At 26.4% G+C, this 13,473-nt stretch carries 13 protein-coding genes; all 13 read right to left on the minus strand.

Annotated elements, in window-relative coordinates; translation table 11 throughout:
• Window positions 1-4: 4 nt before the first annotated feature.
• The 13 genes from HA141_RS07055 to HA141_RS07115 all read right to left on the minus strand — a co-directional run bounded on the left by HA141_RS07055 (window position 5) and on the right by HA141_RS07115 (window position 13,410).
• Entirely contained in the window at window positions 5-643 is a 639-nt protein-coding gene (locus tag HA141_RS07055; protein ID WP_209118291.1) for an acetyltransferase, read from the minus strand.
• Between the two features lie 46 nt (window positions 644-689).
• Window positions 690-1,394, minus strand: a complete 705-nt coding sequence (locus HA141_RS07060) for a PIG-L deacetylase family protein (protein WP_209118293.1) — start codon at window positions 1,392-1,394, stop codon at window positions 690-692.
• A gap of 2 nt (window positions 1,395-1,396) precedes the next feature.
• Window positions 1,397-1,963: a sugar transferase gene (locus HA141_RS07065; protein ID WP_306822736.1), complete on the minus strand. Its 567-nt coding sequence runs from the start codon at window positions 1,961-1,963 to the stop codon at window positions 1,397-1,399.
• A gap of 13 nt (window positions 1,964-1,976) precedes the next feature.
• Window positions 1,977-2,936: a GNAT family N-acetyltransferase gene (locus HA141_RS07070; RefSeq protein ID WP_209118297.1), complete on the minus strand. Its 960-nt coding sequence runs from the start codon at window positions 2,934-2,936 to the stop codon at window positions 1,977-1,979.
• Window positions 2,936-4,072: a glycosyltransferase gene (locus HA141_RS07075; protein WP_209118299.1), complete on the minus strand. Its 1,137-nt coding sequence runs from the start codon at window positions 4,070-4,072 to the stop codon at window positions 2,936-2,938. Before HA141_RS07075 ends, HA141_RS07070 begins: the two co-directional genes overlap by 1 nt.
• Before the next feature lie 37 nt (window positions 4,073-4,109).
• The gene (locus tag HA141_RS07080; RefSeq protein WP_209118301.1) at window positions 4,110-5,246 is read right to left on the minus strand and encodes a hypothetical protein; all 1,137 of its coding nucleotides are present in this window, start codon (window positions 5,244-5,246) and stop codon (window positions 4,110-4,112) included.
• Window positions 5,222-6,415: a glycosyltransferase gene (locus tag HA141_RS07085; RefSeq protein ID WP_209118303.1), complete on the minus strand. Its 1,194-nt coding sequence runs from the start codon at window positions 6,413-6,415 to the stop codon at window positions 5,222-5,224. Before HA141_RS07085 ends, HA141_RS07080 begins: the two co-directional genes overlap by 25 nt.
• 9 nt (window positions 6,416-6,424) lie before the next feature.
• A complete protein-coding gene (locus tag HA141_RS07090) occupies window positions 6,425-7,225 on the minus strand; it encodes a class I SAM-dependent methyltransferase (RefSeq protein ID WP_209118306.1) in 801 nt (266 codons plus the stop codon).
• Between the two features lie 44 nt (window positions 7,226-7,269).
• The gene (locus HA141_RS07095) at window positions 7,270-8,403 is read right to left on the minus strand and encodes a glycosyltransferase (protein WP_209118308.1); all 1,134 of its coding nucleotides are present in this window, start codon (window positions 8,401-8,403) and stop codon (window positions 7,270-7,272) included.
• A gap of 2 nt (window positions 8,404-8,405) precedes the next feature.
• Window positions 8,406-10,307, minus strand: a complete 1,902-nt coding sequence (gene asnB / locus HA141_RS07100; protein WP_209118310.1) for an asparagine synthase (glutamine-hydrolyzing) — start codon at window positions 10,305-10,307, stop codon at window positions 8,406-8,408.
• Between the two features lie 66 nt (window positions 10,308-10,373).
• The gene (locus HA141_RS07105; protein ID WP_209118312.1) at window positions 10,374-11,627 is read right to left on the minus strand and encodes a glycosyltransferase; all 1,254 of its coding nucleotides are present in this window, start codon (window positions 11,625-11,627) and stop codon (window positions 10,374-10,376) included.
• 8 nt (window positions 11,628-11,635) lie between these two features.
• The gene (rffA, locus tag HA141_RS07110; protein ID WP_209118314.1) at window positions 11,636-12,772 is read right to left on the minus strand and encodes a dTDP-4-amino-4,6-dideoxygalactose transaminase; all 1,137 of its coding nucleotides are present in this window, start codon (window positions 12,770-12,772) and stop codon (window positions 11,636-11,638) included.
• On the minus strand, window positions 12,769-13,410 hold the full coding sequence (locus tag HA141_RS07115) for an RraA family protein (RefSeq protein ID WP_209118316.1): 642 nt from the start codon (window positions 13,408-13,410) through the stop codon (window positions 12,769-12,771). The genes rffA and HA141_RS07115 overlap by 4 nt, the downstream gene beginning before the upstream one ends.
• Between the last annotated feature and the right edge of the window lie 63 nt (window positions 13,411-13,473).

Below are 13,473 nucleotides of genomic sequence, written 5' to 3' on the forward strand. Positions count from 1 at the left end.
AGAATTAATTTTTAATCTTTGCTGGGACTCCAATCGCATTCACGGAGTTTGGAATATTACTTATAACAGCTGCATTAGCTCCGATTTTGACATCAGAACCAATAGTAATGTTTTCAATAACAGAAGCTCCGATTCCTATCCAAGATCTATCTCCAATATGTACAGATCCCGCAATATTTACTCCTGGTGCTATATGAACACCATGACCTAAAAATGAATCGTGATCTATAGAGCATGAATTATTAATAATTAATCCTTTACCACCTTTGACCCCAGTCTGAATAGTTGATTGGGAAAGTACTATTGAACCTATCCCTAATGATGCAGATTTAGAAACCCAAGCAGTTGGATGAATTATGATGGGAATTTCATATTTAAGATTTTCTAATTGATCTATTAATTTTAGTCTTCTTTCAGAGTCCCCTATTGCTACAAAAGCATATTTAAAATTTGATCTGAATTGTTTATCAAAAATTTGATCTGTTGTTCCTAGTATATTTTTTGTTTTTGAAAAAAATGTTTTTGTATTATTATTAAAATTGTCATCTAGATAAGCTATCTCATTAAAAATCTCGAGCTCTATTAAAGTATCTTCAATCACATTCGAATGGCCTCCAGCCCCGATAATAATAATTTTCTTCATGTAATTAAATTAACATGAACTATATGATAATTAGAACTAATATAATTCATGATTCCAAGCAAAAAGAAAGTATGAAAGCTTCTGCAAATTCTTTATTTACATGAACCCCTCTTAATTTTGCTAATGCTTTTATAGCTTCAATAGATCTTGGCGAAGATGAATTTGTTAATTGACTTTGATAAAACTCCATTGCTTTTAATTTATAATTTATATATTTTGATATATCAATATAAAAATTAGGAGTAAATTGAGAAAAGTTGGAAGGTTCTATTGGAAGATTAGTCTCTGAAAGTACTTCATAAGAAAGAACTAATCTTACACTTTTATTAATAGGTAGATATGGTCTAAGATTTACAGATAATGCATAGTTAATAATTTCATGATCTTTATGCATATCGCCCTTCCAAGGCATAAAAATAACAGTTGGGTTTATTTGACTTAGTACTGATTTTATTTCCTCATTTACTTTATAAATAGGCAAATCTGGAAGACAAACTGCTGGTAGATTTCCATAGATTGTTCTTTTTATTCCTAAATAAGATGAAGAATTTTCACATTCATTATGAATTGAATCCCATAAATCTTTTGGCCAGATTGGATGAATTCCATCTCCATGTCCTGTAACAATATATAGAGTAATATCTAAACCTCTATCTGCAAGAAATTTTATTGTTCCTCCACAACCTAAAACTTCATCGTCACAATGAGGAGCTACTATTAAAACTCTGTCATTTTGTCTGAAAATAGACATTTCTAAAGACTTATTCCTTGCTTATTATTTACTGCTCTTTTGTATATTGCAACAAAAGTCTTAAGCATAATTATTAAATCTAGGTATATTGATTTATTTCTCACATAGAAAATATCAAAAACCAGCTTTTCTTTATGCGATCTAATCTTCCCTTCTCCATATACTTGGGCTAATCCAGTTAGGCCAGGCGGATAAATATGCCTCTCATTAAAATATTTTTTCATTACTCTTGAGTTAAAACAATTAGAGGGTAAAGGTCTTGCTCCTATCAATTCCATTGATCCATTGATTAAATTTATTATTTGAGGTATTTCATCTAGGCTTGATCTTCTTAATAAACTTCCAATTTTTGTAATTCTTTTTTTATCGTCCATTGTCCCGTGTCTCATTGTTCTAAATTTATAAACAATAAAGGGGATACCATTTTGACCAATTCTTTTGCTTTTATAAATTACTGGCCATCCCTGAAATAATATACAAATACAAGATATAAATAAAAAGATTGGAGAAAATATGATGAAAATAATACAGAAAAAAATTTTTTTAACGTAAGGCATCAAGTATTTCATTAATCAATATATTTTAGAAAGCATCATGATTAAGCATACTTGTTTTGGTAAGAAGTTCTTCAGGGAAATCTAATTTATTTAATTTATTTGTTATGTAAAAACCTCTATAAAAGATAGGACCATTTTCAATCATTCCTGATTTTATTGCATTTCTAATTTCTGCCCTATTTTTTTGAGATATCCACATTTGGCACTTTATTAGTTTTTTGTTCTTCCATATCGAATTAACCAAATCCGATAAAATAATTTTTAATTGAAAAAAATCAATCTGATTAAAATGCAAAGCACAATAAATACTTTCAAATTGATCTTCTTGAAATCCTAAGAATGAGACAATTTTAGAATTTTTTTTAATTAAACAATAAATAACTTTATTATTTCTAGTTAATCTTTTTTTTAACGAATTGGTATCATAATCAACAATTGACTCATATAAGCTTGAATATAATAGGCAAAGATTATTTAATTTATTAATCTGAATATTAGAATTATTAAAAATATCTATATTATATCCATTAGTATCTTGACTATTTTTTTTAAAATTTATACCAAAACTATATTCAAAAGTTGTTTGAGGAAATAAAGGATGAAAATTATTATCTTTTAGACAACTTAACAAATTTATTTTGTTTGGCCATGCATATAATAATGATATATTGGATACCTTTAGATAATCTAAGGTTGAATTCATAAGTTTTTGATATAGTCCCTTTCCCCTATATTTTTCATTAATGAAGGTGCTAAATCTAAATGCAATTTTTTTATCTTTTAATCCCTTTAAAGGATGCTGAGATATTCCTATATGCCCAATTATCTCATTAGAATCATTTTTAGCTATTTGGCTATGAAATATTTTGTTATCTAAAAAAGTTTTAATATACTGGTCTATTGTAATTTCGCGACCAAAAGCATTTTTATAGTGGTAAGTAATTTCTTCTAAATCATTAAAATTTACTTGTTGGGTTTTTAACATTAACTTAATAGAAAGATTTTTTTAAAAATATAAATGTATTCATTTAAGATTTTCATGGAATCATAATTTGCATAAGCATGAGATATGCATTTCATTCTTACTTCATTATATTCTTTTAAATCTAGTGAAAGAATATACCTCAATAAGTAAGATGCAGTTTTAATATCATTCTCATTAAATATATAGTTTACTTTTGAACCTTCTAAAACATCTTTGCATCCTCTAATGTTTGATGTAACAACTGGGACACCAAGAAATAGTGCTTCCTGAATAGATACATTCAAGCCTTCTCTTTTACTGGGAAGGAACATCACATCGAAATTCGAAATTTCATTCTCAATTTTATCAGTAAAATTATTAAATTTCACATTAAAAATTTTCATTCTTTCAGCTTTTTTTCTGAAATAATTATAGGTTCCTGAACCATAACAGTTGAATTTATATTCACTTAATTCTTTAGCAACATTTAAAAGGGTTTCATATCCTTTATCTTTATTATAAGTAGCAACTGTTCCTATAATTTTTGATTTATTTAAAACTTTCTTCTCTTTAAAGTATTGCTTTAATTTATTACTTTCTACTCCAACTCCTTTTACTAAAAATACATTTTTTTTTGAAAATAGCTTAAATAACTTTGCGATTCTATAATCAAACCTATTTATCGTAATAATATAATTTGTGCTTAAAATGCACAAGAAAAATTCAATTATTAAAAATATTATTTTTCCAATAGAAAAAGTTTTTCCATAAAAACGAAAACCATGTACTTGATAAATTATTATAGGTTTACTTCTAAAATTGAAAATTTTAGAAATTCTCATTATATTGGATGCTATTGGAGTATGCACGTATATATATTTTATTTTTTTTTTATATATCAACTTATTAATTTTTAAAATTATGTTCAATAATTTTATTGGATTTAATAGCTCTTTCCAAGATCTAGGATAGTAAATTTCTACACTTTTATATTTTGACCATTTTGAATTAAGTTCATCTATATCCCGTGATCCAATAATTATATCTAGATCTAACTCTTTATCTAATTTATCGCAAATTGGGAACAGAAATCTATTTAATGTTATTGGTTTTGTAGTAGTAAAGAGTAGTCTATTCTTATGAACATTTTTCTCCATTAATATATTATATGTTGTGTTCGTACCATTTTACACTTCAATCACAATTAGATCTTAATGATTCTCTTATTCTTTTATAACTTAAATATCTATTCCTTTTTAAACTTACAACTAAAGTCGGTAGAACAATCCATTTTTGCCTTGCTGCAATTCCAGGATTATAAACGATCAAAGGTAGAAGAAATAAAAGAATTATTGAAAATAAAAAAAAGGGATTATTTGATATATTTTTAAAACTCTTTGGATCTTTAATTATATTAAATAAGTAAAAACAAATGAATAAAGTATTTACATAATCTGCTAAGTATAAAGGACTGAAATTTATTGCAGGTAATGGAGTAAATAAAAAGAAAATAACTCTAAGTATATAATTTATATTTTCTTCCTTTGACGATGTGTTGACGAATCTTTCCTGTAATATGGAAATACTATCGAGGATATTCATATTTTCTATTGAGGCAAATTTTTGTATAAAAGGTACTAAAATCCAAAAAGTTAAAGTAATGATGAATAATAAAGTAAATCTTATGTATATATCTTTTTTCTTTTTGATTTGAAAAAAATAAAAAACAATATAAGCCAAGATCAGAGAAGCTCCTACGTGGGGCCTAATTAATAACAATATTATGGATGAAAGTAATATTTTAAAATTGATCTTTAGAGAATTATCATCTAATTGTATAAAAGAATATAAAGCATAATTTATTATCAAGAAATTAATAGAGTCTTTTCCTGGCGATAATGTCCAAAATGTTATTGATGGTAGGAAGCAAAATAATGCACTTGTAATACCTATTTTATTAAGACCTCTCAAATCACATTTTTTAATAGCACAATATAGATAGCAACATCCTAATGCTCCTAAAAGGCCAAATAATGAATATAAAGCATATCCTTTTATACCTAAATACTTCCCACTAAAATCAACTATTCTTAATACGAATCCTGATCCTATCACTTCAGAATCTATTGCGTTTCCGCGAATATATGTATTCGCATCTGCGAAATCATTACTTGCATAAAAAATATAAAACAGCGAAAATATAGATCTATAAAAATAAATATATAAAGCTGTACTTAATTTTAAATTAAGTCCCTTAAGCAGAAAAATATAAATAGGTATAAGACTTATTGCTGTGATTAAATATTCTAAATACATAGTAATTTGTTCCATTCATGAATATATTTATAAACCATTTCTTTTTTTGTAAATTTACTTCTAGAAAAGTCTGATAGTTTTTTCCTTTTTAAAAAATATTTTTGATTATTTTCTATCTTATCTAAAAATAATTTATATTGATCACTTAGATTTGCTTTTAATGATTCCTTATCTCCAATCTCAAAAAGAATTCCATTATCTGCAACTATTTTTTTAGTATCACCAACATTTGATGCAATTATAGATAATCCTGTATAACTTGCCTCTAAAATAACATTAGGAAAACCTTCACCGAAACTACTAGTGGAGATATATAGATCAAGTCCATTTAAAATTTTATTTATATCAGACCGAAAGCCACATAAAATTGTACTTTTTTCAAGATCATATTTCCTTAATAAACTTATTAATTCTTTATTTTGTAAATCCATGCCCCTTCCACACAATACTAATCTAGTATTTCTTTTGTTCTTCAATACACAACTAAAACATTCCAATAAGATTTGATGAGATTTTTGAGGAGAATATCTAGCAATTGATCCTACAATAAATATCTTTTCGCTAAGATTAAATTCTGATCTAAACTCATTCCTATCTTCCTTAGAGAATTTAAAGATATCGTTGCCACCATTAAAAATATATTTACTTTTCAAACTTGAATAACCATTTGATTCGTGAATTTGCTTACCTGTTTTTGAATTATATATTATTAAATCTGGAATTATATTTGAAAAAACAGAATTAATTTTTGAAATTAACCTTGTACTAAATTTTGTTTCTTTTGAGAAGAAACCATGTCTTATGCACCAAATTACTTTTGATTTATATATTAATGAAATTATTAAACTTAAAAACTGTGAATGGTACATCCAATACTGGATTATATCTGGTTTATATTTTCTTAATGTTTTTAATAATATCTTTAAAGAGTAAATTATAGAAAAAGGATTTGGTCTTAATTTTAAACTTATAATTTTAATTCTTCCATTTATATTGTTGCGCAGTTTACTTATTTCAAAAATATTCTTATTATCTTTGATAGAAATAATTATATGCTTATAAAAGATTGATTCTTCCACAAGAAGTTTTAATTGGCTCTCAGCACCGCCAGGAATAAAATTTGGAATAACATGCAATATTATTTTATTTTTAATAAGAGTATTTTTTAATCTTTTATTATTCACTAATTTATCTTATTTTTTTATTACAAGGCCGATATATTTTTTATCTTTTTTTATTACTGTAAATTTTGCTTCCTTTTTTTTTATAAATCTACAAAATGAAAGATTATCCTCAATATCATCTGATATCAATATACCGCCCTTTCTAAGACCCTTCCAAAGAAGTTCATAACCATATTCTTTTCCCCTAATACTTTTATCAGAATCATAATGTGCTAAATCAAATTTTTCTAAATTTTTTTTAATAGATACTCTAATTCCTGGTTTATCAGGAAGACTAATTAAAGTCCATTTTTGTTTTAAATAATCTGGTATTACTTTTCCTACATATCCAATACTTTTTGAGGATGGATATGGCATGTCTATGCTTACCAATCCTTTTGCCTGATTTTTTTTAGAAAGTGCAAGTAAGATTGCTAGACTTGACCATCCATAACCAACTCCTGTTTCAATTACAAACTTAGTATCAGTTATTAAAGTTAAAATATATAGAAGCTTGATATAAGCTTTTCCTGCTAATTTTTGAGAGTCAACGGAAGGGTCTATATTTATTAGTGAAGATTTAATTAATTTATCTCCATTATCAATAAGCTCTTTATTTATATCTAGTTTTAGGATATCTTGATTACAGTTTATTCCAATTTTTTTAAAGCCATTTAATAAAGAATTTGAATTTTTCTTTGCCCAATCTAATCCTTGCTTGGATTCATCTTTTTTAATATAAATATACTTTCTTTTTAATAACTCTAATGAATGTTCCCAGAAAAGAGGTCTTAATAAATACCATAAAATAATTTTAAATTTATAAAACATATTATTTACTAGATTATTTTGCAAATACTATCATTTTAAATAATTCAAATTTCAAAAGCTTCTAAGTATTGGTCAGCAATTTTATCTATATTAAATCTATTTAATCTACCAATTGTAGGGTTGAAGTATTGCTGATCTAAATCTTTATCTTTATCCTTAAGTTCTTCCAGCATAGTATTAGCTAATTCGTTAATATCATTTACTTTAGTAAGTCTACCCCATTTCCCATCCTCTAAGATCTCACGAGGACCTGCGTCGCAATCGGTTGATACAATCTTGCAATTACAAGCCAAAGCTTGGATGAGAACATTTGGTAGACCTTCCCATAAAGAAGATAGAACAAATAAATCACAAGCTTTCATGAAAGGAAATGGATTAGCCACGAATCCGGGCATAATAATTGACTTTTTGTCTATTTCTAAATTTCTATAGAGTTTCTCCAAATTAGATCTTTCTGGACCTTCCCCCAAAATGATTAGCTTACAATTAATTATTCTATTAACTTTTTTGAAAGCATTTATTAGTAAGCTAAAGTTTTTTTGAATAGTTAGGCTACCAACAGCTAGTATAATTTTTTGATTATCAGATTTAATACTATTAATAATTCCAGAATTTAGAATATCTTTTGATTTTAATTTATTTATTTTTTCAAAATCACAGGGATTTAAGATACACTTTACTTTTTTACTTTTTAATTTATAAGTATTAATTATTGATTCCCTTACTCCTTTTGAAACTGTGACGATACATTTTGCTTCAGGATACAAATATTTAATAAGCAAGTCCAATATAATTCTTTTTATTCCAACTTTATTATTTGTATTAAGGTGGCTTACATTCCTTTCCGAGACTACAACCTTTGTATTATTTTTAATAATCTTTCTCGCTAAAAGAAGGACACAATTTGCATGAGATAAAGCTGAAATAATTCCATAAGGACTAGATTTTTTAATATATCTGCATAAGTCAAATAAACTTAGGATAGTTGATTTACAATTAAGATTAATTATATTAATAGAAGGATCTATTTCATCTAAGTATATTTTTCCACCTTTAGCTAGAACTATATCAATTAAATAATTTCGTTTAGAAAGATTATTTGCAATATCAATTATTACTCTTTCAGCTCCTCCAAAAGTTAGTTTAGGAATGAAAAAAGCTATTCTTTGAGAATTCATATCTATCCATTTAATTTCTCATTAGATAGCCATGATTGAAACATTAAAATTACCCAAATTTTATTTGACCAATCACGTTTACCCTCTAAATGTTCAGACCACAAACTACTTACTTTCTTATAATCTAGAATATCATATTTTTTTAAATTAGACTTATTTAATAATTCCATTGCCCAATCTTTTAATTGACCTTTTAACCAATCTTTCATTGGGATGCTAAAACCTTTCTTTTCATCATTTATAAGTTCTTTTGGAATATAGTTATTTAAAACCTCTTTTAGCAAATTTTTTGGGTTATTTTTTTCATGAATTAAGCTTCTTGGAAGACTCCAACTAAATTCAATTAAGTGGTGATCTATTAAAGGTATTCTTGTTTCCAAGGATGATCTCATCGCCATCCTATCAACTTTAGTTAATATGTCATCTGGTAAGTAATTAATGGTATCTGAATACATTGCTGCATCAATAATATTTTTATTTTTAATAAAATTATCTTCGTTCCTATTAATACCATATTCTCTACTTAATTCAGGATTTATAATTGAATTACCACAGAAAATATTCATATATTCATCATAAAAATTTAAAGCCGATTCTGATTTTATTAGTTTTTTTAACTTATTTGTATAGCTAAAGCTATCTTGATTATTGATTTTATTTTTGACTGAGTTAATTACATCTATTAAATAAATTGAGTACTTTGGAATTTTATTTATATATTTATAAAGATTTTTAATCCGATAATACCTAGAATAACCTGAGAATAATTCATCTCCTCCATCACCAGATAAAGCAACAGTTACATATTTTTTGGCAAATTTACTAATTAAATAAGTTGGAAATTGTGAAGAGTCCCCAAAAGGTCCATCAAACATTGTTGAAATTTTTGGAATCAATTCTTGAATATCTTTTTCAGAAACTATAAGTTCATGATGATTTGTTCCTAAATAATTTGCTAACCTTTTAGCCTTACCAGATTCATCATAATTATGATCCTCAAAACCTAATGTAAATGTATTTATTTTATTTTTAGAAATACTTTGCATAATTGAAACTACACATGAGGAGTCTATACCTCCAGATAAGAATGCACCCAAGGGTACATCTGCAACCATTTGTCTATTTATAATTTTCTTAAGATGGATTTCAAGCTCCTTTTTGGCTTCTTTTTTTGTCCCTTCGAATGTATTAAAATTATTATTTATAATTTTAGAAAGAGACCAATATATTTTTTTTTCATGGATGAATAAGCAATCATAACTGAGCTTAACAAAAGATCCAGGTTTAACCTTTTTAATATTTTTATAAATTGTATTCTCTCCGCTTATAAAGCCATAGTCAAAATATTCAGAGATATTTTCGTAATTTATTTCATTCATTATTAATGGATGTTTTTTTAATACTCTTATTTCAGAACCAAAAATAAATAAATTTTTATTTATATAATAATAAAGTGGTTTTTCTCCTATACGATCTCTTACTAAATACAAGTATTTTTCTTTCTTATCCCATAAGCAAAAAGCGAACATTCCATCTAATTTTGTAATTGCCTTCTCCACACCCCAAAATTGAATAGCCGCCAAAATTGTTTCTGTATCAGTATCAGAATTCCATTTATATTTATATCCATACTTATCAAGATTCTTTCTTATTGTTTTATGATTATAAATTTCACCATTGAAACATATTACATATCTATTGTTATATGAATGCATAGGTTGAATACCTTTATTACTTGTATCTATGATTGCTAACCTTGAATGACAAAGAGCTAGTCCAATTGTCTTCTCAATCCAATAACCTTGATAATCCGGCCCCCTATCCATGAGTGGCTGAAGCAACAATTTAGCTATATTTTCATCTGAACCATTTTTGGGGGACCAATAACCTCCAATTCCACACATCTAATCTTTCATTCTTTTACTAATTTAAGCTATTTTAGAGTAATTGACCTTTATTTAATACTTATATTAGTAATTATATTGTTTGAAATTTATATATTTTGGTATATATTTTCTAAGAAATATATTTTTTGCACGGCTAAAGTTATATCTAATTTTACTATAGAAAAAATTATTATTTGTAGTTAATCCTTTATCTTCAAAATTATTATTGCATTCAGACATAGTAAAGATATATACGCAATTTTTATGTTTTTTTGCTAATTCATTTTTCTCAATATTTGTTTTTTTAGAATAATCTTTGATGAATTTTAATAAGTCTAATTTGGGATGATTTAACTCTTTTGAGTTATATGATGATTTTGCTAGATCAGAGAAATAACCATAACAATAGCTGCCTGAGAAGGATTCAATTGCAGTGATTGATATAAGTCCAACAGAACTAGCTTCAATTATAGCAGTACCGCCTCCAAAGAATAAATCATAATTTTTAAAAGTTCTAGATAGATTTACATACTCAATATTGCCGCAGAGTTTTACTCTTTCTTCTAATTTTAAGTCTATAATTTTTTTCCTAATTGATACATATAATGGACCATATCCATAAATATCATAATAGGCATCTATTCCATCTTTTACTAAATTTTTTACTGTATCTATCATTGCAAATATATATTTTTTATAATTAACAAGTCTTGTTACTGAACAGATTTTTATTTTTTTACTTATTAAATTTTTAATTTTTATATCAGAGGAATTATATTTATCTATTACTCCTATTCTAAAGGTTTGAGCACCTTTAAATTCAATGCCAGTTTCTTTTTCATAGAAATCATTCATTCCTTCGCTATATAGATATAAATTATTTTTAGAAATATGTTTAAGAACAAGATTTCTATGAACCTTTTCAAAGTAAGGCAGCTCTTTATAATTTCCCCACGTAAATTCTCTAGATGAATAAAAACCTACAGTTAATTTAACTCTTTGATGAAGTATTTTAATAATATCTATACCTATAACTGCAGTCTCTCCATTAGAGGTATGAATATGATTTATTTCAGAAAAAAAATACTTGATTTTATTTATATTCAAATTTGAATAATTAAAAATTTTTGAAAAATTGTTTTTACTAATATCCTTTTTGTAAAAAACATTAGAAACATCTTCAAGGTTTTGAACTAAATCCAAATCGCATTTTTTTCTATCTGAAAAGATTAGAAAATATGTTTTGAAATTATTCTTTTTTCTGTATCTTGCAAGTCTCAAATAAAAAGTTTCGATTCCACCAAAACGAAAACCTCTATGTATTATTAACAGAGCCATTTATTCCACTAGAAAAAATCCTTTATTTTTTGAATTATTTTACAAATCTGATTATCTTTAAGAGAATAAAATAACGGAAGCCTAATTAATCTATTACTCTCCATGGTCGTGTTTTGGTCTTCACCTGAAAATGTACCAAATCTTTTACCAGCTTCAGAATTATGTAATGGTAGATAATGAAATACAACTTCAATATCTTGATTACTAAGGTATTCGATTAGTTTATTTCTCTGATTAATATCTTTTAACTTTATAAAAAATAGATGAGCATTATGATTAATATGATCACCTGTTTTAGCTAAATTAATCAAATTCTTATTAGCTAATTCTTTTAACCCAGAATAATATTTATTCCATATAGATTTTCTTTTCTCATAAATTGCTTCTGATTTTTCTAATTGAGCAAATAAATAAGCACACTGTATGTCAGATGGTAAATAACTACTTCCAATATCTATCCATGAATATTTAGATATTTCTTTTCTAGTAAAGGCAGTTCTATTTGTTCCTTTTTCACGTATTATTTCTGCCCTCTTTGCAAAGGTTTCATTATTTATAGTGATTAATCCCCCCTCGCCAGCGCTGGTAAAATTTTTAGTTTGATGAAAGCTAAAGCATGCAAAATCTCCAAAGGTTCCAATCATTTTATTCTTATATGTACTCATTAATGCCTGTGCTGCATCCTCTATAAGAAAAAGATTATATTGATTTGAAATAGATTTTATTTTATCCATTTCGCATGGCACACCTCCATAATGAACAACTACAATTGCCCTTGTTTTATGAGTAATAGCAGCTTCTATTTTATTTTCATCGATATTCATATCGCTTGCTTTTATATCTACAAAAACAATTTTTGCGCCTCTTAAAACAAAAGCATTTGCTGTACTTACAAATGTGTAACTTGGCATAATTATCTCATCACCTTTTTCAATACCCATTAGGATCCCTGTCATTTCTAATGCTGCTGTACAGGATGGAGTCATTAATGGATTTTTAAAACCTTTTTCTAGAAACCATTTTTGACATTTCTTTGAAAAAAGATTATCACCACATAATTTATTAGACAACAATGCTTCTTTTATATAAGCTATTTCGTTTCCAACTTGTGTTGACTTATTGAAAGGAATACTAATTTCTTTCATAAATTTTTTTCTCTAATGCAAACAGTTTGGAATGTGGATAATTTCTTTCTGTCTATACACTCTAGCCATCTATCTTCTTTCTCTTCAATTGCTATTAAATCATTAAGAAATGAGTGATTATGTTTATTTTTTGGAATGATAACGACACCAGTATCATCACAAACTGCTATTGAACCATGAAAAAATTCCTTCCTTTCTTTGATCTTTTCTTTAATAGCTGTGGTTACCTCCTCTTTATTATTATTGAAACCAATAGGGCTCCTCCCAATACACCATATTGGCCAATTCTCTTTTAATAATTTAGGTGCATCTCTAACTTTTCCATTTGTGATTATAGAAGCAACCTGTTTATAAATAATTAGATACTTAGAGATTAAATCACCAAAAGAGGCTTTCTCAATTTTATTGTCTATAATATCTATAAATACAACTGAATTTTCTGGAGCATTCTCAGCACCCAAATGAATGTCCCAATTGGTTTCGTTTGCACCCCAAATATAGAATACTTCACCAGTCTTATGATGATTTGTATTTAAAGGCATAATATCTTTTAATACACCTTTCTTTTGGAGAGCATCAGCCACTTGAGTGCTTGAGACTCTGTTACTACGTATAAATTTTAAAATTTCTTCTTTCATTTTAAAACTAAATTGATCTGATTCTTAATTTAATATCACTCATTATAAATTTTGGCTAATAGT

The organism is Prochlorococcus marinus XMU1402 (genome assembly GCF_017696205.1).
Lineage (GTDB): Bacteria > Cyanobacteriota > Cyanobacteriia > PCC-6307 > Cyanobiaceae > Prochlorococcus_A > Prochlorococcus_A marinus_AC.